The sequence below is a fragment of the Shinella pollutisoli genome, from assembly GCF_024609765.1.
Taxonomy (GTDB): Bacteria; Pseudomonadota; Alphaproteobacteria; order Rhizobiales; family Rhizobiaceae; genus Shinella; species Shinella pollutisoli.
Map to the genome: position 1 here is coordinate 127,318 of NZ_JANFDG010000004.1, position 21,698 is coordinate 149,015.

The following is a 21,698-nucleotide window of genomic DNA, read 5'->3' on the forward strand; positions in this document are numbered from 1 at the left end:
GACTATTCGCGCGGGCGCTGCCGCGGGCATCCGATCGCTGCCGGAGCAATTGTCTTCCGCTGCGCCGCAAACGGAACGGTTTTGCACCTGCGAACGACGCTTCCGCCTCCTTCCATCGCCCGTTTCAGATTCCGGTTGACAGGCAGTCTGCATGAATTAATTTGTCTTGACAAACAACATATAGATTGCGGCCGTCGTGCCAAATTGAGGAGGAGATGCAGGGCCGGACCCGCCTTGCCGCGACTTTCCGCCGGGATGCGGAAATGGCGTGCGGCGCCGGGAGACGGCCTGTCCCGCTGGCATGAAGGCATTGGTCCATCGGGCAGGCGCGGCCTGCCCGCCGGGAGGAGGATGCAGTCCATGAGAGCCGATTTGCGGATCGTACCCGATTTCGAGATGATCATCTGCCCGCCGGCGGAATCCTTCCGATGGAACATGCACGACTATCCCTATTTCGGGGCGAAGTGGCACTACCATCCCGAATACGAGCTGCACCTGACCCGCTCGACCTCCGGCGTGATGATGGTCGGCGACTATATCGGCGAGTTCGAGCCGGGTTGCCTGGTGCTGACCGGCCCCAACGTGCCGCACAACTGGGTGAGCGACATCGAGCCCGGCAAGCTCGTGCGCAACCGCGACATGCTCATCCAGTTCACCGCGGAATGGGCCGACCGGGTCGCCGGCTTCTGCCCCGAGCTCGGCGGCATCCGCGCGCTGTTCGAGGATGCCGTCTACGGCGTCGAGTTCCTCGGCGCGACGGCGGCGGCCGGCCGGCGGCTGCTCGCGCAGATGGGCGCGGCGAACGGGGCCGAGCGCGTGCTGATGTTCCTGCAATTGATGATCGCGCTGTCGCGCGATCCGTCCGAGCGGCGCAAGCTGTCGCGGCTCGCGCCCGCCTCCACCGAGGTGGAATTGCCGGCCGAGCTCGACGCGGCGATGCGCTACGTGCTCGACAACTACAGCGAGGACATCGACCTCGCCTCGGTCGCGCGCCATTGCGGGCTCGAGCCGCAGGCCTTCTCGCGCCTCTTCAAGCGCCAGACGGGCCACACCTTCGCCCGCTACGTCATCCTCGCGCGCATCTATGCCGCCTGCTCGCTGCTCACCCAGACCTACCGGCCGATCACCGACATCTGCTTCGATGTCGGCTTCAACAACATCGCCAACTTCAACAGGCAGTTCTTCAAGATCTGCGGGCGCACGCCCTCCGACTATAGGCGCAACGCCCACAAGATCGGCACGGACGCCCGGCCGGACCCGTTCCGCGAGATCCGCGCCTATTCGGCCGGCATGGCCGCGGCCGGCGGAAAAGTATAGGTCGGCCCGAAAACGCGCGTGGCGGGCTCTCGCGACCCGCATTAGTCTTCGGACACGCTCATGGAACTGGCTCCCGAAGAGAGCCTGAGCCGAAATTCCAAGTCGCAACGGCAGGCCTGAAACACGGGGGAGGAGCCCGCGTGGCCGGCATTCGTGCGGCATTGCGGAACGACGGGCGTGGACGGTCCGCCGGACGGCGGCCCGCAAGCGAAGATCATTCAAGGAGGAGTGTATGATCAGGAAATCTGGAATTGGACTGGCGGCCATCGCGCTCGGCCTGATGGCGGGCACCATGTCCGCGAAAGCCGACTTCTGGTCGGATGCCGGCGCGAAGTACCAGGGTGTCGTGCTGCACGGCGTCACCGAGAGCACGCCGCCCTCGAACTACGTCAAGGACGTGCTCGCCCCGGAATTCGAGAAGAGGACCGGCATCAAGGTCGAGATCGAGACGACCTCCTGGGACCAGATGTACGACAAGGCCATCAAGGACATGGAAGCCAAGACCGGCATCTATGACATGGTCTATATCGAGCAGGACATCATCTACGCCTATCTGGCGCGCAACTTCCTCGTCGACATCTCCAAGTCGCTCAAGGACGATCCGTCGCTGAAGTCGCCGGACTTCGACGAGGCGAACTTCACCACCTTCGCCAACTACTTCAAGAATGCCGAGGGCAACCTCTTCGGCATCCCGATGGAAGCCTTCATCAAGGTCTATCTCTACCGCACCGACCTCTTCGGCGACGCGAAGATCCAGGAGGCCTTCAAGGCGGCCACGGGCAAGGACCTGAAGCCCGCGACCACGCATGAGGAATACACCCAGATCGCCGAGTTCTTCACCCAGTACGGCAAGGACAACGGCCTGGAGCTCTGGGGCACGACGGCGCAGGCCCACACCGGCCACCCGGCCTCCTGGTACGAGTTCTTCGAGTCGATCGCGCCGACCTTCGGCGTCTACAACTGGGGCATCGACGCGAACAACAACTACGCCGCATCGGTCGCCAACGGCGGCCAGATGAACAGCGACAAGTCGAAGACGGCGCTGAAATACTGGCTGCACCTGCGCGACATCGCCCCGCCGGAATCGGCCGCCTCGACCTGGACGGAAGTCGGCACGACGTTCGCTGCCGGCCGCGTCGCCCAGGGCCTCGTCTACGGCGAGAACGCCGCCTGGATCGCCTCCGACGCCGAGAAGTCCAAGGTCGTCGGCAATGTCGGCGTGGCGCTGCCGCCGACCGACCCGGCGGTGCTGGAAGAGGTGAAGTCCGGCACCGGCTACCTCGGCTACTACGACGGCGGCGCCTTCGGCCTGCCGATCACCTCGAAGAACAAGGAGGCGGCGCTGCTCTTCCTGCAGTTCATCGGCCAGGATTCGGTCCAGGCCGACTGGGCGGTCGCCGCACCGCGCATCACCAACACGGCGACCTACGACGATCCCAAGGTCATCGACATGGACAAGAAGCTGAACGGCTACTACTCCATGCTCAAGAACGAGGGCAAGCTCTTCGCCGGTGCGCCGCCCTTCCCGTTCCACGCCCAGGTGCGCGAGGCGACGGCGCCGATCTTCTACCGCATCCTGCTCGGCGAGATCGGGCCGGACGAGGGGCTCGACCAGATGGCGGAGGCCGCCGAGGCGGAACTGACGAACCTCGGCTACCGCAAGTAACCTGAAGCCTGCGCCCGGGCGGCCTCTCCCAGGACCGCCGCCCGGGTGCAGCGCACGACCCTCGGGAGACCGCCTTCATGCGCTCGAACACTGTGGGCTGGCTGATGCTCGCCCCGACGATTGCGATCCTCGGCATCTTCGGCATCCTGCCGTTCATCTACGTGCTCTACGTCGCCTTCCACCAGTGGAACCCGTTCGGGGCCAACCCGGACATGGTCTACAACGGCGCCAACAACTTCCGCCGGCTGGTGTTCGACGGCGAGTTCCTCTTCTCGATCGGCGTGACGATCAAGTTCGCCTTCTTCGCGGTTCTGAGCGAGATCGCGCTCGGCTACCTGCTCGCCCAGCTCTTCATGCGTGAATTCCCCGGCCGTGGCCTGTTCCGCACGATCCACACCCTGCCGCTCATCGTCGCGCCCATCGTCGTCGGCTCCGTCTGGCGGCTGATGACGACGCCGTCGATCGGCATCATCCCCTATTTCCTCAAGTCCTGGTTCGGCTACGACCTCAACATCGGCCGCGATGCGGGCGCGGCCTTCACGCTGACCGTGCTGATGGACATCTGGCACTGGACGCCGCTCGTGACGCTGACGCTGCTCGCGGCCCTCCTGTCGCTGCCCAAGGAGCCGTTCGAGCAGGCGCAGATCGACGGCGCCAACCGCTGGCAGATCTTCTGGCACATCACCCTGCCGATGATCCGCCCGGCGATCCTCGCCACCGTCTTCATCCGCCTGATGGACGCGCTGCGCACCGTCGACGAGGTGTGGATGCTGACCTCCGGCGGACCGGGCGCGGCCACCCGCTACGTCGGCCTGCACATCTGGAAGATCGTCTTCCCGAAGACCGACTACGGCTACGGCGCCGCGATCTCCGTCATCGTGCTCTATCTCACGCTGGTCATGTGCTGGCTGCTCTACGTCGCGCTCGTCGCGCCGCGCCAGAAGAAGCAGGAGGCAGAATGATGCGCCAGTCGAGCCCCCTCCTCCACGTCCTGCTCTGGGTCCTGCTCAGCCTGGCGACGCTGTTTCCCATCTACTGGCTGTTCGTGATCTCGGTGAAGCCGGCGGTCGACCTCTTCACCACGCCGAGCCTGATCCTCGACACGTTCTACTGGAAGAACTACGTCAACGTCGTCGGCAACGCGACGCTGCGCGGCTACATGTACAACTCGCTGATCATCTCGACCAGCAACGCCGCCCTCGTCACCATGCTCGCCTTCCTCTCCTGCTATGCGCTGTCGCGCTACGACCTCGCCGGCAAGGAGAACATCTTCTTCTGGACGATCACCAACCGCATGGCGCCGGCGGCGGTCTTCCTCTTGCCGTTCTTCCTGCTCTTCACCCAGGTCTTCGTCATCGGCGAGTGGCGCCTCTACGATTCCAAGGTCGGCATGGTGCTGCTCTACTGCACCTTCAATCTGCCCTTCGCGATCTGGACCCTGCGTCCGACGATGGACGGCATCCCGCGCGAGCTCGACGAGGCGGCGACCGTCGACGGCGCCACCACCTGGCAGGTGATCCACGAGGTGGTGCTGCCGCTGGCGCGGCCGGGCCTCGCCGTCACCTTCATCCTGACCTGGGTCTTTGCCTGGAACGAGTTCCTGCTCGCCGCGACGCTGACGAGCTTCAACGCCCGCACCATCACCACCGGCCTGTCGGAATACGTGACGACGACCGGCACCGAATGGGGCACCATGGCGTCGATCGCGGTCATCACCCTCATCCCGGCGCTCATCATCTTCTCGATGGTCCAGCGCCACATCGTCGCCGGCCTCACCTTCGGCGCGGTCAAGGAGTGACGCCATGGAACACCGCAGCGACCTCGACGAGGACGTCCCGGGTACCGGCCCGGCGCCGCAGGAGCGCAGGGGCTTCCTGCCGATCCGCACCAACTGGTTCGACCGCCTCTTCGTCGGCATCTACCTGTTCGTCGCGCTCGAACTGTTCTGGATGCGCTTCCTGGAGCAGTCGATCCCGCTTACCGTCTGCCACGTGCTGGCGATCGCGCTCACGGCGCTGATCGTCTGGCGCGGCTGAGGTCTTTTCCCGGAACGGAACGAAACGATGAAGTCACTTGTCCTCGAAGAAAGAATGAAGCTGTCGCTCCGGGATTTCCCGATCGAGCGCGAGGAGACGCTGGGGCCGCGCGACGTGCGCATCAAGCTGCACACCGTCGGTATCTGCGGCTCGGACGTGCACTACTACACCCACGGCGGCACCGGCGTCTTCCAGGTGAAGGCGCCGATGATCCTCGGCCACGAGGCCTCCGGCACGGTCATCGAGACGGGCGCCGAGGTCACGGGCCTGAAGGTCGGCGACCGCGTCTGCATGGAGCCCGGCATTCCCGATCCCAACAGCCGCGCCACCCGCCTCGGCCTCTACAACATCGACCCGGCGGTGCGCTTTTGGGCGACGCCGCCGGTGCACGGCGTGCTGCGCCCGACCGTCGTGCATCCGGCCGACTTCACCTTCAAGCTGCCCGACAACGTCTCCTTCGCCGAGGCCGCCATGGTCGAGCCGCTCGCCGTCGGCGTGCATGCGGCGACCAAGGCGCAGGTGAAGCCTGGCGACGTCGCGCTCGTCATCGGCGCCGGCCCGATCGGCCTCGTTACCGCGCTTTCCGCGCTCGCCGCCGGCTGCGCCCGGGTCTTCGTCAGCGACGTCGACGACGCCAAGCTGGAGATCGCCGCAAGGCTTGGCGCCATCGTGCCGGTCAACGTCAGGCGGCAGGACCTCGCGGCGGAAATCCTGAAAGCCACCGACGGCTGGGGCGTGGAGATCGTCTTCGAATGCTCCGGCCACCCGAGCGGCGGCGAGGCGGTGTTCGATCCGCTGTGCCCGGGCGGGCGCGTGGTCTTCATCGGCTCGCAGGTGGCGCCGATCCAGTACGACGTCGGCAAGGCGATGGTGCGCGAGGCCCGCGTCGAGCATGTCTTCCGCTACGCGCACGTCTTCCCGCGCTGCGTCGCCATGCTCTCGTCCGGCGCGATCGACGTCAAGCCGCTGATCACCCGCACCTTCGGCTTCGACGAGAGCGTCGAGGCCTTCGAGATCGCCGCTTCCGCGCCCAAGGGCGAAGTGAAGATGCAGATCCTTCTGCCTGAGTGAGGAGAACCCATGGCTGAAGTCGCCGTCAGGAACGTCATCAAGAAATACGGTCACCTCCAGGTCATCCACGGCGTGAACATCGAGATCGCCGACGGCGAGTTCGTCGTCCTCGTCGGCCCGTCCGGCTGCGGCAAGTCGACCCTGCTCCGGATGATCGCCGGGCTGGAGAGCATCTCCGGCGGCGAGGTGCTGATCGGCGGGCGCGTCGTCAACGACGTCCTGCCGAAGGACCGCGACATCGCGATGGTGTTCCAGAACTACGCGCTCTACCCGCACAAGACCGTCGCCGAGAACATGGGCTTCCCGCTGAAGCTGAAGGGCCGGCCGAAGGAGGAGATCGCCGCCAAGGTGCGGAAGGCCGCCGAGATCCTGGCGCTGGAGAAGCTGCTCGACCGCTACCCCAAGCAGCTCTCCGGCGGCCAGCGCCAGCGGGTCGCCATGGGCCGCGCCATCGTGCGCGACCCTCAGGTGTTCCTGTTCGACGAGCCGCTGTCGAACCTCGACGCCAAGCTGCGCGTGACCATGCGCGTCGAGATCAAGGAGCTGCACCAGCGCCTCAAGACCACCACCGTCTACGTCACGCACGACCAGATCGAGGCGATGACCATGGCCGACAAGATCGTCGTGATGCGCGACGGCCATGTCGAGCAGATCGGCGCGCCGCTGGAGCTCTACGACCGGCCGGCCAACGTCTTCGTCGCCGGCTTCATCGGCTCGCCGGCGATGAACTTCGTCCGCGGCAGGATCGAGGCGCGCGACGGCGGCGCGGCCTTCGTCAGCGACCACGGCACGGTGCTGCCGGTTCCCGCCGGCACCGCGCCACGCGCCGAACCCGTCGCCTACGGCATCCGGCCGGAGCATATCGACGTGCGCGACGGCGGGATTTCCGCGACGATCTCGGTGCTGGAGCCGACCGGCTCGGAGACGCAGATCTTCGCCCATCTCGGCGGCGACGCGATCAACGCCGCCGTGCGCGAGCGCATCTCCGCGCGGCCGGGCGAGACCGTCCCGTTGCTGATCGATCCCGCCCGCGTCCATCTTTTCGACGACAAGAGCGGCGCGCGGATCTGAGCGGGGAAGAGACCATGTTCTTCGAGAAATTCCGGATGGACGGACGGGTCGCGGTGGTAACCGGCGGCGGGCGCGGCATCGGCCTCGCCTGCTGCGAGGCGCTCGCCGAGGCCGGCGCCACGGTCGTCATCGTCGACCGCGAGGCGGCGATCGCCGAGGCCGGCAGGGCGACGCTCGCCGGCAAGGGCCACGCGGCCGAGACCCATGTGCTCGACGTGACGGATTCGGCCGCCGTCGACCGCCTCGCCGAGGCCGTCGTCGCCCGGCACGGCCGCGTCGACGCGCTGGTTGCCAATGCCGGCATCGCCCGGACGGGCACGGCCGCCGAGGAGGTGGCGGACGAGCTCTGGCTCGACGTCAACAACGTCAACTACAACGCCGTCTTCTGGTGCAACCGCGCCTTCGGGCGGCACATGCTGAAGGCGCGGCGGGGAGCGATCGTCAACATCGGCTCGATGTCCGGCTATATCGTCAACCGCCCGCAGCTGCAGACCTACTACAACGCCTCGAAGGCGGCGGTGCACCATCTCACCGCCTCGCTCGCCGCCGAGTGGGCCGACCGCGGCGTGCGCGTCAACGCGGTGGCGCCCACCTATATCGAGACCGAGATGACCCGGACCGCCGTCGACCCGTCGGCCGTGGAGGTCTGGCTGCGCGACACGCCGATGGGCCGCATGGGCCAGCCGCACGAAATCGCCTCGGTCGTGCATTTCCTTGCCTGCGACGCCTCCAGCCTGATGACGGGCGCGACGGTCAAGGCGGATGCCGGCTTCACCTGCTGGTAGGGAGTTTTGCCATGGATTTCACCGACAAGCGCGTCATCGTCACCGGGGCCGGCAAGGGCATCGGCCGGGCCACCGCACTGATGCTCGCCCGGCGCGGCGCGAAGGTCGTCGCCCTCACCCGCTCGCCCGCCGACCTCGAAAGCCTGGAGCGCGAGACCGGCTGCGTGTCGATCCTCGTCGACCTCGCCGATGCGGAGGCGACGCGGGCGGCGGCGCGCAACGCGCTGCCGGCCGACTACCTGATCAACTGCGCCGGCACGACCGAGCTCGAATCCTTCCTCGACGTCTCGGTCGAGAACTTCGACCTCCTCCATGCCGTCAACACCCGCGCGCCGATGATCGTCGCGCAGGAATATGCCCGCGACGTGATCGGCCGCGGCGCGAAGGGGGCGATCGTCAACGTCTCCAGCGTCGCCGCCTTCGTCGGCATTCCCGACCATGCCGCCTATTGCGCCTCCAAGGCCGGCCTCGACGGGCTGACGCGGGTGATGGCGAAGGAGCTCGCGCCCAAGGGCATCCGCGTCAACGGCGTGCACCCGACCGTGACGCTGACGCCGATGGCGGTCAAGGCCTGGAGCGACCCGGACAAGGCGGCCGGCATGCTCGCCCGCATCCCCGTCGGCCGCTTCGCCGATCCCGACGACGTGGCCGAGGTCATCCTGTTCCTGCTGTCGGACGAGGCGGCCATGGTCAACGGCCTGTCGATGCCCGTCGACGGGGGCTACACGATCGCCTGATCCCCGCATTCGAGAGGTAGAGACATGACCCGCTACGACGCCAAGCTCGCCCGGATCAAGGCCGGCGCCTACCGGCGCGGCGACTTCATCATCGCCGACGCCAAGGACGGCGACATGGGGCCGAGCATCCCCTCCTGCGGGCCGAAGCTCGAACGGGACGGCACCCATGCGCGGCTTCGCACCCGCGCCGAGTTCCTCGACCAGATCCGCGCGGTGATCGCCGACGACGTCGTCGACATCATGCTGACCTCGGCCTCCAACCTCGAGATCCTCAAGGAGACCGGCGCCTTCGACGGCAGCCGCGTCAAGCCGGCGATCCGCGCCAACGACGCGACCGACATCTGGATCGGCCGCGGCGCCACCTACAGCGGCAGGCCGTCGCGGCCCTACCGGACCGCCTCGATTTCCGCCCGCCACCGCCACACCGACCTCGGCCTCTACTCGATCACCTTCAACAACGACCTCGACGCCGACCACGCCTCGCTCACCGCCTTCCTCGACTTCGCGCGGGAGGCGGAGGAGAACGGCTTCGACTACTTCCTCGAAGTGTTCAACCCGAACGTCGACACCGGCATCGCCCCGGAGCTGGTGCCGCACTACGTCAACGACTGCATCTGCCGGGCGCTCGCCGGCCTCACCCGCGCGCACCGGCCGCAGTTCCTCAAGATCGCCTATAACGGGCCGAAGGCGCTGGAGGAACTCGCCTCCCACGATCCGGGCCTCGTGGTCGGCGTGCTCGGCGGCGGGGCGGGCACGGCGCGCGACGCCTTCGAGCTCATCCACCAGGCGGAGAAATACGGCGCGCGCGTCGCCCTCTTCGGCCGCAAGATCAACCTTGCCGAGGACCCGCTGGCGATGGTGCGCCACATGCGCGCCGTCGCCGACGGCGACCTGTCGCCGGCCGAGGCGGTCAGGGCCTATCACGGCGACCTCGAGGCGCAGGGCCAGAAGCCCTATCGCGCCCTCGACGACGACATGGCGATCACCGAACAGGTTCTGAAGGCGTGAGGGAACGACGATGGCCGGAAGCGGGCGGCGCGGCTTCATAGCGGGCGGAACCTGGTGCCTCGACCGCAACCGCAGGATCGACGCCTGGCCGCGCGAGGACAGCGTCGGCATCGCCTGGGGGCTGGAGGAGCGCGGCGGCGGCCCGGCCTGCAACCTCGCGATCGACATCAAGCGCCTCGACCCGTCGATGCCGGTCGAGACGATCGGGCTCGTCGGCAGCGACGCGGCCGGCCGCAAGCTGATCGCGGAAGCCGCGCGCGCCGGCCTCGACCGCCGGCAGCTGCAGGTGAGCCGGCGGGCGCCGACCCACACGACCGAGGCCTTCGTCTCCGAGGCGAGCGGCCTGCGCACGCATATCTCCGACCTCGGCGTCGCCGCGCTGCTCACGCCCGACCATTTCGATTTCTCCCGCACGTCGGCCCGCGTCCTGCATCTCGGCCTGCCCGGCATCCATCCGAAGATGGACGCGCCCTGGCGCGGCGAGCCCAACGGCTGGGCGAGCGTGCTCGCGGCCGCCCGCGCCGCGGGGCTCCAGACCAATCTCGAACTCTGCACGGTCACGCCGGAGCGGCTGCGCGGGCTGATCCTGCCCTGCCTGCCGCATCTCGACACGCTGATCGTCAACGACAGCGAGATCGGCGCGCTGGCCGGCAGGGCGGCCTCGCCCGGCGGCAGGGCGGACGCGGCGGCCTGCAAGGCAGCGGCCGCCGCCGTCCTCGAACGCGGCGCCATGCGGCTCGTCGCCGTCCATTTCCCCGAAGGCGCGGTCGCGGTCACGCGGCGGGGCGACACGGTCTTCGTGCCGTCGGTGAGGGTGCCGGCGGAGGCGATCGTCGGCCCGAACGGCGCCGGCGACGCCTTCGCGGCGGGCTTCCTCTACGGCCTGCACGAGGCCTGGACGCTCGAGGACAGCCTGTGGCTCGGCCATGCGGCCGCCGCCTGCTCGCTGCGCACCGCCGGGACGACGGACGGCGTGCCCTCCTGGCGGCAGTGCCTGGAGACGGCGGCGGCCTGGGGCCGGCGGGACGCGGAATTGACGACATCGATCTGACACGGGAGGAGAGACCGGCATGGGAAGGCAACTGGAAGGCAAGGTCGCGGCGGTCACGGGCGCGGCCTCGGGAATAGGCCTCGCGAGCACGCGGGCGCTGATCGGCGAGGGCGCGCGCGTGGTGCTGGTCGACCGCGACCGGACGGCGCTCGACGCCGTCTGCGCGGAGCTGGGCGAGGCGGCGCTGCCGCTGGTGATCGACCTCCTCGACCCGGCGGACTGCGCGACGCTGATGCCGTCCGTCCTGGCGCTCGCCGGCCGGCTCGACATCCTGCACGCCAATGCCGGCACCTATATCGGCGGCGACCTCGTGGAGGCGGACACGGCGGTGATCGACCGCATGCTCAACCTCAACGTCAACGTCGTGATGAAGAACGTCCACGACGCGCTGCCGCACATGATCGAGCGCGGCTCGGGCGACATCGTCGTGACGAGCTCGGTGGCAGGGCACTATCCGATCCCTTGGGAACCGGTCTATTCGGCGTCGAAATGGGCGATGACCTGCTTCGTCCAGACGGTGCGCCGGCAGGTCAACAAGAAGGGCGTGCGCGTCGGTTCGGTCTCGCCCGGCCCGGTGATCAGCGCGCTTCTCGCCGACTGGCCGGAGGAGAACCTGCGCAAGGCCAAGGAATCGGGAAGCCTGATCGAGCCGGCCGAGGTGGCCGATGCGATCCTCTTCATGCTGACGCGCCCGCGCAACGTCACCATCCGCGACATCGTCGTCCTGCCGACCAATTTCGACATCTGAGCGGGCGGACGGCGGGCGCCCTCGCCGTCACAGTGCGAGCGCGCGCCGCAGGGTCTCCAGCCTGTCCATGGCGACCACGCCGTCGCGGATCGTCGGCGCGGGCGTCTCCCTGCCGGCGAGCGCCGGGACGACGTCGGACAAAAGCGCGTGGTATCCCTTGGGGTCCTCGTTGGCGGCGGCCGTGAAGTTGGGCTTCCAGGTCAGCGTGTCGACCGCATCGTTAAGCGTGGCGGCCGGGTCGTCCACCTTGAAGGGCGGATTGCGGTGCCAGCGCACCTCGATGACGTTGTCGACCTCGATGCGCTGGTGGTCGCCCATGATCTCCAGCCGCTCGACCGGTGCGCCGCGCGACTGCGCCGTGCCCATGGCGATCGTGCCGATCGCGCCGCATTCGAAATCGAAATGCACGTGGAACAGCACCTTGCCGCGGTCCTTCTCGACCTTGCGGGCCGTCAGCCCGGCGACCGGCGAGACGAGGAAGGAGACGAGGTCCATGTAGTGCACGCAATGGTGCAGGAAGAAGCCGGTATAGTCGACGTTGCCGGCGAAATAGCCGGGCGCCGTCATGTAGTAGCCGGTCAGGCCGTAGACATCGCCGAAGCGCCCGGAACGCAGGATGTTGGCCGCGATCCTGTTGCCGGCGGAATAGCGCTTCATGAAGCCGACGAGCAGCGGCTTGCCGGACTTCTCGGAGGCCGCGAGCAGTTCGCGCGCGCCGGCGGCGCTGCCGGACGGCGGCTTCTCCATGAAGACGGGAAGCCCCCGCTCCAGCGCCATCCTGCCGAACATGAGGTGCTGGTCCGGCCCGACGGCCATGCCGACCGCGTCTATGTCCGGGCGGCGGACGAGCTCTTCCGCGTCGTCCGTCAGGCTGGCAACGCCGAACTGCCGCCCCGCGGCGGCAAGCCGGGCGCCGTCGATGTCGCAGAGCGCGGCGATCCGGACGTCGTGGCGAACGAGCTGCGGAAGCAGCATCTGGGTGGCGTGGACGCCGCAGCCGATCCAACCGATCTTGAGTGTCATCGACGATATTCCGTAAGCAGGATGTGGGACTTGATGAATTCGGCGCTGGCGGCGAGGCGGCCGCTCTCGTCCTCGTGCGGCGGGCGCCACTGGGCGAAGGGCACGCCGAAGCGATCGTCGTCGCGGCGGAAGGGTTCGAGCGAGACGGGGCCCTCGTAGCCGATCTCGTGCAGCGCCCGGAACACCTCGACCCAGTCCGTCGCGCCGGTGCCGGGGAAGCCGCGATGGTTCTCATTGGCCTGGAAATGCACCACCCGCTTGCCGCCGAGCCGGATCGCCTCGGCGATCGAGGCCTCCTCCATGTGCATGTGGAAGGTGTCGAGCATGAGCTGGACGGCGGGGTGGTCGACGGCGTCGAGCAGTTCCACCGCCTGCTGCGTGGTGCACAGGACGTCGCTCTCGAAGCGGTTGAGCGGTTCGACGGCGAGCATGACGCCGCGGCCGGCCGCATGGTCGCCGGCTTCCTTCAGCCCCGCCACGCAACGCGCCTTTCGGGCGAGGCGCTCCGCCTCCGGCACCGGCTGCGGCGGCCGGCCGGCGAAGACGAGCGGGTTGCCGGTCAGCGGGCCGCCGACGACGGGCGCGCCGAGCGCGGCCGCGCAGTCGGCCGCGTATTTGAGATAGTCGATGCCGGCGCGGTGGGCGGCGGGATCGTCGGAGGAGAGGTTGCGCTGCAGGTTGACGCGGGCGGCGAGCAGGACGCCGAGGCCGGCGGCCTCCAGGGCGCGGCGCGTCTCCGCCAGGTCGAGTTCGCCCGGTTCCGGCACGAGAAGCTCGACGAAGTCGTAGCCGAGCCTCCGCATCTCGGAGAAGAGCGGGAAATGCTCCGCCGTGAACGGCCGCGCATATTGCATGGAGATCAACCCGACGGGGTTCATGGTCTGTCCCTCTTTCATTCGCAGTCAGCCCTTCACCGCGCCCTGGGTCAGCCCGCCGATCAGGCGCCGCTGCACGAGAAGGAAAAGGATGGTCGCCGGCATGGCGCCCACGACGGCGCCGGCGGCGAGCAGGCCCCATTCGATCTGGTATTCGCCGATCAGCGTCTGGATCGCGACGGTGACGGGCCGCACGTTCTTGCCGCCGAGCGTCAGCGCGTAGAGATATTCGTTCCAGGCTGTGATGAAGATGTAGATGCCGGTGGAGATGATGCCCGGCATGGTGAGCGGCAGCACGACCCGGCGCAGCGCCGCCAGCCGCGAGCAGCCGTCGATCATCGCCGCTTCGTCGAGACTCTTCGGGATCGCGCCGACATAGCTTGTCAGCATCCAGACTGCGAAGGGGATGGCGACCGTCGCATTGGCGAGGATCAGGCCGAAATGGGTGTCGAGGATGCCCGCCTTCCGCATCAGCACGAAGAGCGGCAGGATCAGCAGCACGATCGGGAACATGTTGATCAGCAGGAACTGCAGCATCAGCAGCCTGCGGCCGGCAAAGCGGAAGCGCGAGAAGGCATAGGCCGCCGTCACCGCGACGGCGAGGCCGAGCACCACCGTGCCGCAGGCGATGACGAGGCTGTCGAGCATGTTGCCGAGGAACGAGGTCTGGCGCAGCAGCCGCACGTAGTTGTCGAGGCTCCAGCCGGCGGGCGAGACGGAGACGCCGGTGGCGTTCAGCGTGTCGGTCGGCGTCAGCGAGGTCAGCACCATCCAGGCGAAGGGCCCCATGGCGAAGAGCACGATCACGAGGACCGGCAGGTCGGTGGTGAGGATGCGGCGGAGCGTGGACGGCTTGCTCATCGTTCGACCTCCCGCATGGTCCGGGCGAGATAGACGGCGACGATCGCGCCGAGCAGGATGGTGAAGGTCACGGCGATCGTCGTGCCGTAGCCGAAGTCGAGGTTCTGGCGGGCGCGCACGAAGGCGTAGAGCGGCAGGGTATGCGTCGCATAGCCCGGTCCGCCGCCGGTCATGACGAAGATGACGTCCATGGAATTGGCGACCCAGATGACGCGCAGCAGCCCCGCCGTCGCCAGGACCGGCGCGATGCCCGGCAGGGTGATGTGCACGAACTGCCGGAAGGCCGAGGCGCCGTCGATGGAGGCGGCCTCGTAATGGCTCCTCGGGATGCCCTGGAGGCCGGCGAGGATCATGACGGCGAAGAAGGGAAAGCCCTGCCAGGTCAGCGTCGCGATGATCGCATAGAGTGCCAGGTCCGGGTCGGCGAGCCACGGCACGGCCGACTGCACGACGGAAAGATAGACGAGGATGTCGTTCAGCACGCCGGTGTTGGGATCGTAGATCCAGCGCCACATCAGCGCGATCACCACGCTCGGCAGCGCCCAGGGGATAATGATGAGCGCGCGGGCGAGGCCTCGCCAGGGGAAGTCGCGGTTGAGCAGCAGCGCCGTGACGAGGCCGAGCCCCATCTGCAGCGGCACCGTCAGGCCGATCCAGATCGCCGTGTTGCCGAGCGCCGTCCAGAAGACCGGGTCGGCGAAGAGCCTCGCGTAGTTGCCGAAGCCGACGAAGCGGCTGGCGTTCGGCTTCCAGAGGATGAGGTCGTAGAGGCTGGTGACGACCGCCTGCACCATCGGGAAGAAGACGATGAACAGCGTGACGAGCACCGCCGGCGCCAGCAGCATGTAGGGCATCAGCCGGACGCTCCAGGGCGTCGGGATGGCGATGTCGGTCGGGGACGGGGCGGTTGTCGCGGTCATGCGGTCGTTTCCGGCAATCGAAAGGTCCCCATCCGCCGCCGCTCGGGCAGCGGACGGGAGATCGGAGCGGGCGCGGAACGCCCGCTCCCGGGAGGTTACTGCTGCGCGAAGAGCGCCTCGAGCTGCTGCATCATCTGCTCGGAGGTGATCTGGCCGGTCAGCGCCTGCTGCATCGCGGTCTGCCAGGCCGTGTTGACGAACTCCGACGTCGCGGTGTTCTGCGGCAGCACGTGCGCGAAGGGCAGCGACTGCACGGTGGCGTCGACGAAGCGGCGCTCGTGCAGCGTCCAGTTCTCCGAGCCGCTCTTGGTGACGGTCATCTGGCCGGTCGCCTTGTTGAAGGCGACGTTGTTCTCGCCCTCGGCGAGGAACGAGATCCACTTCCAGGCGGCGTCCTTCACCTCGGAGGAGGAGAAGACCGCCAGCGACTCGTCGCCGTAGGAGGTCCAGCGGCCGCCGCCGCATTCCGGCACCGGCACGGCCGAGACCTTGTCGCCGAGCGCCTTCACCATGTCGTTCGACGAGCCGATATGGTGGATCGTCATGGCGGTGATGCCGTTCTTGAAGGCGGCGGTGATCTCCTGGAAGCCGTCGTTCGGCGCCGATGCCGGGATGACCTTGTCCTTCTGGAAGAGGTCGATCAGCCACTGGTTGGCCGCGATCGCCTCCGGCGTCGTCAGGCCGCCCGGCTCGAGCTTGGCGCCCTGCGAAAGCACGAAGGCGCCCCACTGGTCCCAGCCGCCCTTGCCGCCGCGCAGGCCGAAGCCGTAGGTCGCCGGCGCCTTGGTGAGCTTGATCGCCGCGTCGCGGAACTCGTCGCAGGTGGTCGGCGGCTTCAGGCCGGCCTGCTCGAAGAGATCGGCGCGGTAGTAGAGATAGAGCACGACGTACTGGATCGGCAGATAGTACTGCTGGCCGTCCGGCCCCTTGTTGAGCTCCAGCAGGTTGTCGAGCAGGTCCGCCTTGCCGGGCCAGGCGTCGATGCGCTCGCCGAGCGGCTCCAGCGCGCCCATCTCGATCAGGCGCGGCTGGGCGAACAGCTTGACCATCGCGGCGTCCGGCGCGTTGCCGCCGACGAGCGCGGTATAGAGATTGTCGTAGTAGCTGTTCCACGGGACGTTCTCGGCCTCGATCTCGATGCCCGGATTGGCCGCCTCGAACTTGGCGACCAGATCGTCCATGGGATTCTCCGGGTTGTCGAAATGGTACCAGAAGCGGACGGTTTCCGCCGATGCGGTGCCCGCGAGAAGCGACGTCGCGAGCGCGGCGCCGATTGCCAGTTTCTTCCAGATTCTCATTGTCTCCTCCTGTGAAAACCGAAGTCAGTTGCCGGCGGCCATCCGTTTCGCCGCCGCCCCCGCGGCCGCCAGCGCCTCCCGCGCGGCGGCAAGGTCGAGCGTGTTCTGCAGGAAGCCGTGCGTGACGCCGGGCACGACCACCGCCTCCTCCGCGCGCCCGAGCCGTCTCAGGCGTTCGTGCAATGCGAGCGTGTCGGACAGCAGCGGGTCGACGCCCGCGGCCATCAGATGAAGCGGCGGCAGGGCCGCAAGGGCGGCGTCGGCCGCCAGAAGCGGACAGGCGAGCGGATCGGACGAGACGTCGCGGTCGCCGACATACCATTGCCAATAGCGCCGCATCTTCGCCGTCGTCAGGCCCGGGCCGTTCTCGAAGTCCCGGTAGGACTCCGTACGGAAGTCGCCGGCATAGGTTCCGTAGAAAAGCAGGGCGCCGGCCGCCGGCGGCCGCCCGGCCGACTGTTCGTGAAGCATCGCCGCGAGCGCGATGTTCGCGCCGGCCGAATCGCCGGAAAGCACGAGCGGGCCCTTCTCCACGCCGAAAGGCCGGGCGATGCCGACGGCGCGGCGGACCGTCGCGACGACATCCGTCAGGCCGGCGGGATAGGGATGCTCGGGCGCCAGGCGGTAGTCCGGCAACAGCACCGGCAGGCCGCACTCCAAGGCGAGGACGCGCGCGCAGCGCTCATGCGTCTCCGGGCTGCAGAAGGCGAAGCCGCCGCCGTGCACGAAGACGACCGCGCCCGGACCGTGGCCCGGCGGCACGAGCACCTTGACGCGCACCCTTGCCGAGCCGAGCGCGGGATCCGCGTCGACCCAGGCCTCGCCCGCGGCGGCCATCGCCGGCAGGTCCACGTTCCAGCGCCGGTTGCCTTCCTCCGAGAGGGCCCGGCCCTCGGCCGGCGGCAGCGTCGTCGGATCGACCTGCGGCCCGGTCTCGGCGGCGACGCGCGCGAGCAACGCCGCCATTTCCGGCGAGAGCCGGGACATGTCGGACATCGCGCTCATTGCGTCGCATCCGGAAAGACGTCGGGACCGAGGTCGACGATGGTCGCGATATGATGGCGAAGCGCCTCGCCGGCCCTCGCCACGTCGCCGCTCTCGACCGCCTCGATGATCGTGCCGTGCCGCTGGGCGGTCGCCACGAGGTCGCGCGGCGTGGTGCTGCGCGAGATCTTGAAGCGGTGGTTGTGCACGAGGCAGCGGTGCAGGATCGGGTCGAGGGCGGGGAGCTGCGCGTCCTGGAAGATGCGGCGGTGGAAGTCCCGGTCGAAGGCGGCGAGCTCCAGCTCGTCCTCCGCCCGCGCCGCCTCGAGCATGTCGGCGAACAGGGCCTTCAGGTCGGCGACGAGGGTGCGGCTCGGCGCCTGCAAGGCCCGCACGATGCCGTTGCACTCGATCTGCTGGCGCACGCGGAACATCTCCACGGCCTCCGCCTCGGTGCATTCGGAGACCTGCGTGCCGCGATGCCCCTGGCGGCGCACCAGCCCCTCCTCCTGCAGCTGCAGGAGCGCCTCGCGCACCGTCCCCTGGCTGCAGGCGAAATGCGCGGCGAGGTCGAGCTCCGTCAGCGCCGCGCCGGCGGGCAGCACGCCGAGCATGATGTCCCGCTTCAGCGCGTTGAAGGCGGCGGCCGACTTCGCCAGCCGGGCCGCGCCTCGCGCATTCGACGGTGCAGAAAAGTAGGTCATCGACGGGCCCGCGGAGTTGCCATTCCTTGCTAGTATCATTATTGATATTGATATCGATAATGAAGGTCAAGGCCCGATCGGGCTGCTGGAGGAGAAAACCGTGACCGCAATCGCATTGAGGCAGATCCGGAAAACCTATGGTTCGCTGCAGGTCATCCACGATGTCGACATCGAGATTGCGAGCGGCGAATTCCTGGTGCTGGTCGGCCCCTCCGGCTGCGGCAAGTCCACGCTCCTGCGCATGATCGCCGGGCTGGAGGAGATTTCCGGCGGCATCCTCGATATCGGCGGCAAGGTCGTGAACGCCCTGCCGCCCTCCGACCGCGACATCGCCATGGTGTTCCAGGACTATGCCCTCTATCCGCACATGAGCGTGCGCGAGAACATGGCCTTCGGCCTCAGGATGCGCGGAACCGATGCGGCGACGATCGACCGCCGCGTCGCCCGGGCCGCCGGGATCCTCAGGATCGAGCCCTACCTCGACCGCCGCCCGGCGCAGCTCTCCGGCGGCCAGCGCCAGCGCGTCGCCATGGGCCGCGCCATCGTGCGCGAGCCGTCCGCCTTCCTCTTCGACGAGCCGCTGTCCAACCTCGATGCCGCGCTGCGCGTCGAGATGCGGCTGGAGATCGCCAAGCTGCACAACCGCATGAAGGCGACGACCGTCTACGTCACGCACGACCAGGTGGAGGCGATGACGCTCGCCGACCGCATCGTCGTGCTGAATGCAGGGCGGATCGAGCAGGTGGGCCCGCCGCTCGACCTCTACCACCGCCCGGCGAGCCTCTTCGTCGCCCGCTTCATCGGCAGCCCGACGATGAACACGATGCCGGCCGAGGTCACCTCGGACGGCGGCGCCGCCGCGCTGCGGCTCGGCGGACGCGCGCTGCCCCTGCCCGCCGGCGCCGCACCGCCCCTGCCCGCCGGTCCCGCGACCTTCGGCATCCGGCCGGAGGACCTCCTGCCCTGTCCGCCGGAGGAGGCCTGGTTCAGCGGGGAGCTCGCGGTGGCCGAACGGCTCGGCAGCCAGACCTACGGTTACGTCGAGATCGGCGAGGCCCGCATGCTGACGGTCGAGTTCCCGCGCGACGCGCCGATCCGCGTCGGCGAGACGATCCATGTCCGCCCGAACACCGAGGCGATCCATCTTTTCGACGCGGCTTCCGGCCGCCGGATGAACTGAACGGAACGTCCCCGCGGCGAGAGCCGTCTCGGCCTGATGCGAACGCCGGCTGCGCTGCCGGCTTCATGGCAGCCCGCGGTCAAATCCGCAGCAAGGCACGGTCACATCTTCGTTTCGGAACCATTCCGGATCGCCATGGTTCAGACCCTTGGCCGAGGAGAGGTTTGCCCGACGGGGCGCAACGCCCACAGCGCCTCATGTCCGGGGTCGTCGCCTGCACGACGCAGCATACGGAGAAAACGGACCTGACGGCGATAGCCATCGATCTCAAGGACGGCGACGGCGAGGAACGCGTCGTGCCGGAAAAGCCGGCCGATGCCGTGACGATGTCCGGCGCAGCGATCCGTTCCGACAATTGTGGCACCTGCCGCGTCCCGCCGCCTGCGGGCTCCGGCAAGGCGGGCAATCCCGCCGCCATCATCCGCGTGCTCCTTGAAGGCGCGCGCCGTGCCGGCGAAGACGCATCCCCCGCCGTCCACCATGCCCGCGTTCGGCCGGACGCACGACGACGATGGAATCGCGGCGGTCGCGACCTATGTCAGATCGAGCCGGGGCGATTCCGGCGGCGCGGCGGAGGCGGACGGGGTCCGTGCCCGCGCGCCGAAGGTCCGCCCTGACCGGAGCCCCGAATGGAGACGACGATGCCGCAGGCCCTCTACGACATCTATTGCGGTCCCGCGCCCGACGCGGCGTCCCTGCCGTGGCGCTGGAACCTTGATCCCGTGCTGCTCGCGGCGCTGGCGGTGCTCGCGGTCGCGCTCTTGCGCAACAGGGACGGGCGCGCCTTCGCGGCGCTCGGGCTTGCGGTCCTTGTCGTCGCCTTCGTCTCGCCGCTCTGCGCGCTGGCCTCGGCGCTGTTTTCCGCGCGGGTGCTGCATCACGTGCTGCTGGTCGCCGTCGCCGCACCCTTCCTCGCCCTGGCGCTCGGCCGCATGCCCCGGCTCGCCCGCGCGTCGCAGCTCGCTTTCGCCGTGCATACGCTGCTGTTCTGGCTCTGGCACGCGCCGGCCGCCTACGGCTTCGCGCTTTCCTCCCATGCCGCCTACTGGCTGATGCAGCTCTCCCTGCTGGGTTCCGCGGTCTGGCTCTGGGCGGCGGCGCTCGGTCCCCGCACCCCGGCGGGCAACGCCTGCGCCCTCCTGTTCGGCACCGTGCTCCAGATGGGCATGCTCGCGGCCCTCCTCACCTTCTCCCGCCAGCCCCTCTACGACGCGCATCTCGCGACGACCGCGGCGTTCGGCCTGACGCCGCTCGAGGACCAGCAGCTTGCCGGCGTGCTGATGTGGGTACCGGCGGCCGGGCCCTATCTGCTGGCGGTGCTGTGGCGCATCCGTGCCGTCCTCGCGCAGGCGCCCCTCGATCGGCGGGCTCCATGATCGCGCTCGCCAAGTTCGTGCACATCGCCGCCATCGCCGTCTGGGCCGCGGGCGTGGTCAGCCTGCCGGGGCTCTACGTGCAGCGGGCGCACGTGGAGGACCGCGACGCGCTCCTGCGCCTGCAGCGCCTCGTGCGGTTCGCCTATATCGCCGTCATCTCGCCCGCCGCCTTCCTCGCCGTCATGACGGGCACGGCGCTGATCTTCCTGCGCCAGACGTTCGAGCCGTGGTTCGCGATGAAGCTCGCCTTCGTCGGCGTCCTCGCCGTTCTCCACGTCCTCACCGGGCTCGTCGTCATCCGGCTCTTCCGCGAGGGCGAGATCTATCCGGTCTGGCGCTTCGTCACGGCGACGGTGCTGAGCGGCGGGGTGGTGATGGCGATCTTCTTCGTCGTCCTCGCCAAGCCGGCAATGGACCTCGCCGTCGTCGACGTCCTCGCCGAGCCCGGCGGCCTCGGGCGCCTCTACGGCGAGTTCAGTCCCTGGAGGAAACCATGAGGCCGACGCCGTGATCGAAGATCAGCTTGCCGCCGTGCCAGCCGGCGATTCCCGTCAGAACGGCGGACAGCCCCGACAGGAGCAGCCCCTGCGGCAGCACGTCGAAAAGGTCCGTCGCGCGCGTGCCCCAGTTGGCGCCCATCACGGCGATGAGGGTCATGGCGGCGATCGCATGCGCCCAGCTCGCCACGCGCGCGCGGATGCCCGGCACGAGCAGCAGCTCCGCCGTCCCGACGGCGCCGGCCGCCATGCCGAGGAAGAACGCGCCGCCGGAGGACCAGAGCCCGACGCGCAGCCAGAACGGATCGCCCGTCCACCAGTAGAGCACGTCCACGCCGAGGGTGGCGAAGACGAAGGCGATCGGAAAGTGCACGCTCATGGCATGCAGCGGGTGGCCGCTGATCGCGACCAGCGAGCTCGCGTCCTTCTCCTCCACCTTCTGGATGACCGGATTTCCCTCGTCCTGCGTTTCCATGCCCGTTCTCCCTTC

The 21,698-nt window shown here is 68.6% G+C and carries 24 protein-coding genes; 16 read left to right on the forward strand and 8 right to left on the reverse strand.

What is annotated here, in order from left to right:
• Nucleotides 1-360: 360 nt before the first annotated feature.
• The 12 genes from NNZ72_RS04705 (at nt 361) to NNZ72_RS04760 (ending at nt 11,490) form a co-directional block, all read left to right on the forward strand.
• Complete coding sequence (locus tag NNZ72_RS04705) at nt 361-1,317, forward strand: helix-turn-helix domain-containing protein (RefSeq protein ID WP_257313397.1); 957 nt, start codon at nt 361-363, stop codon at nt 1,315-1,317.
• 232 nt (nt 1,318-1,549) lie between these two features.
• A complete protein-coding gene (locus NNZ72_RS04710; protein WP_371747708.1) occupies nt 1,550-2,983 on the forward strand; it encodes an extracellular solute-binding protein in 1,434 nt (477 codons plus the stop codon).
• A gap of 77 nt (nt 2,984-3,060) precedes the next feature.
• Nucleotides 3,061-3,945 (forward strand): carbohydrate ABC transporter permease, encoded by an 885-nt coding sequence (locus NNZ72_RS04715; protein WP_257313399.1) that lies wholly within the window; start codon nt 3,061-3,063, stop codon nt 3,943-3,945.
• Nucleotides 3,945-4,781, forward strand: a complete 837-nt coding sequence (locus NNZ72_RS04720) for a carbohydrate ABC transporter permease (RefSeq protein ID WP_257313731.1) — start codon at nt 3,945-3,947, stop codon at nt 4,779-4,781. The genes NNZ72_RS04715 and NNZ72_RS04720 overlap by 1 nt, the downstream gene beginning before the upstream one ends.
• Nucleotides 4,782-4,785: 4 nt before the next feature.
• Entirely contained in the window at nt 4,786-5,019 is a 234-nt protein-coding gene (locus tag NNZ72_RS04725) for a DUF2160 family membrane protein (RefSeq protein ID WP_257313400.1), read from the forward strand.
• A gap of 27 nt (nt 5,020-5,046) precedes the next feature.
• Nucleotides 5,047-6,090 carry an NAD(P)-dependent alcohol dehydrogenase gene (locus NNZ72_RS04730; RefSeq protein WP_257313402.1) on the forward strand — a complete coding sequence of 348 codons (1,044 nt, stop codon included), beginning with the start codon at nt 5,047-5,049 and terminating at the stop codon, nt 6,088-6,090.
• Nucleotides 6,091-6,099: 9 nt separating this feature from the next.
• Nucleotides 6,100-7,161: an ABC transporter ATP-binding protein gene (locus tag NNZ72_RS04735; protein ID WP_257313404.1), complete on the forward strand. Its 1,062-nt coding sequence runs from the start codon at nt 6,100-6,102 to the stop codon at nt 7,159-7,161.
• A 14-nt stretch (nt 7,162-7,175) separates the two neighbouring features.
• Entirely contained in the window at nt 7,176-7,946 is a 771-nt protein-coding gene (locus tag NNZ72_RS04740) for an SDR family NAD(P)-dependent oxidoreductase (RefSeq protein ID WP_257313405.1), read from the forward strand.
• Nucleotides 7,947-7,957: 11 nt separating this feature from the next.
• Entirely contained in the window at nt 7,958-8,683 is a 726-nt protein-coding gene (locus tag NNZ72_RS04745) for an SDR family oxidoreductase (protein ID WP_257313407.1), read from the forward strand.
• Between the two features lie 24 nt (nt 8,684-8,707).
• Complete coding sequence (locus NNZ72_RS04750) at nt 8,708-9,691, forward strand: beta/alpha barrel domain-containing protein (protein WP_257313410.1); 984 nt, start codon at nt 8,708-8,710, stop codon at nt 9,689-9,691.
• A gap of 10 nt (nt 9,692-9,701) precedes the next feature.
• Nucleotides 9,702-10,742: a carbohydrate kinase family protein gene (locus NNZ72_RS04755; RefSeq protein WP_257313411.1), complete on the forward strand. Its 1,041-nt coding sequence runs from the start codon at nt 9,702-9,704 to the stop codon at nt 10,740-10,742.
• A 19-nt stretch (nt 10,743-10,761) separates the two neighbouring features.
• A complete protein-coding gene (locus NNZ72_RS04760; protein WP_257313414.1) occupies nt 10,762-11,490 on the forward strand; it encodes an SDR family oxidoreductase in 729 nt (242 codons plus the stop codon).
• Between the two features lie 27 nt (nt 11,491-11,517).
• Here NNZ72_RS04760 and NNZ72_RS04765 read toward each other — a convergent pair whose 3' ends face one another.
• The 7 genes from NNZ72_RS04765 to NNZ72_RS04795 all read right to left on the reverse strand — a co-directional run bounded on the left by NNZ72_RS04765 (nt 11,518) and on the right by NNZ72_RS04795 (nt 18,155).
• On the reverse strand, nt 11,518-12,513 hold the full coding sequence (locus NNZ72_RS04765; protein ID WP_257313416.1) for a Gfo/Idh/MocA family protein: 996 nt from the start codon (nt 12,511-12,513) through the stop codon (nt 11,518-11,520).
• Nucleotides 12,510-13,391 carry a sugar phosphate isomerase/epimerase family protein gene (locus NNZ72_RS04770; protein ID WP_306766200.1) on the reverse strand — a complete coding sequence of 294 codons (882 nt, stop codon included), beginning with the start codon at nt 13,389-13,391 and terminating at the stop codon, nt 12,510-12,512. Before NNZ72_RS04770 ends, NNZ72_RS04765 begins: the two co-directional genes overlap by 4 nt.
• 24 nt (nt 13,392-13,415) lie before the next feature.
• Nucleotides 13,416-14,249 (reverse strand): carbohydrate ABC transporter permease, encoded by an 834-nt coding sequence (locus tag NNZ72_RS04775; protein ID WP_257313420.1) that lies wholly within the window; start codon nt 14,247-14,249, stop codon nt 13,416-13,418.
• Nucleotides 14,246-15,169 (reverse strand): carbohydrate ABC transporter permease, encoded by a 924-nt coding sequence (locus NNZ72_RS04780; RefSeq protein ID WP_257313422.1) that lies wholly within the window; start codon nt 15,167-15,169, stop codon nt 14,246-14,248. The genes NNZ72_RS04775 and NNZ72_RS04780 overlap by 4 nt, the downstream gene beginning before the upstream one ends.
• A gap of 95 nt (nt 15,170-15,264) precedes the next feature.
• A complete protein-coding gene (locus NNZ72_RS04785; RefSeq protein ID WP_257313425.1) occupies nt 15,265-16,467 on the reverse strand; it encodes an ABC transporter substrate-binding protein in 1,203 nt (400 codons plus the stop codon).
• Between the two features lie 24 nt (nt 16,468-16,491).
• Nucleotides 16,492-17,472 carry an alpha/beta hydrolase gene (locus NNZ72_RS04790; RefSeq protein ID WP_257313427.1) on the reverse strand — a complete coding sequence of 327 codons (981 nt, stop codon included), beginning with the start codon at nt 17,470-17,472 and terminating at the stop codon, nt 16,492-16,494.
• On the reverse strand, nt 17,469-18,155 hold the full coding sequence (locus tag NNZ72_RS04795; protein WP_257313430.1) for a GntR family transcriptional regulator: 687 nt from the start codon (nt 18,153-18,155) through the stop codon (nt 17,469-17,471). Before NNZ72_RS04795 ends, NNZ72_RS04790 begins: the two co-directional genes overlap by 4 nt.
• 100 nt (nt 18,156-18,255) lie before the next feature.
• Here NNZ72_RS04795 and NNZ72_RS04800 point away from each other — a divergent pair, with 100 nt between their 5' ends.
• The 4 genes from NNZ72_RS04800 (at nt 18,256) to NNZ72_RS04815 (ending at nt 21,208) form a co-directional block, all read left to right on the forward strand.
• Entirely contained in the window at nt 18,256-19,335 is a 1,080-nt protein-coding gene (locus NNZ72_RS04800) for an ABC transporter ATP-binding protein (protein WP_257313434.1), read from the forward strand.
• Between the two features lie 197 nt (nt 19,336-19,532).
• A complete protein-coding gene (locus NNZ72_RS04805) occupies nt 19,533-19,952 on the forward strand; it encodes a hypothetical protein (RefSeq protein ID WP_257313437.1) in 420 nt (139 codons plus the stop codon).
• A 12-nt stretch (nt 19,953-19,964) separates the two neighbouring features.
• On the forward strand, nt 19,965-20,711 hold the full coding sequence (locus NNZ72_RS04810; protein ID WP_257313440.1) for a cytochrome c oxidase assembly protein: 747 nt from the start codon (nt 19,965-19,967) through the stop codon (nt 20,709-20,711).
• Nucleotides 20,708-21,208 carry a CopD family protein gene (locus NNZ72_RS04815; RefSeq protein WP_257313443.1) on the forward strand — a complete coding sequence of 167 codons (501 nt, stop codon included), beginning with the start codon at nt 20,708-20,710 and terminating at the stop codon, nt 21,206-21,208. Before NNZ72_RS04810 ends, NNZ72_RS04815 begins: the two co-directional genes overlap by 4 nt.
• Here the strand turns inward: NNZ72_RS04815 and NNZ72_RS04820 are convergent.
• Nucleotides 21,186-21,683, reverse strand: coding sequence for a DUF2231 domain-containing protein (locus NNZ72_RS04820; RefSeq protein WP_257313446.1), 498 nt, complete (start codon nt 21,681-21,683; stop codon nt 21,186-21,188). The genes NNZ72_RS04815 and NNZ72_RS04820 overlap by 23 nt on opposite strands.
• Nucleotides 21,684-21,698 lie beyond the last annotated feature (15 nt).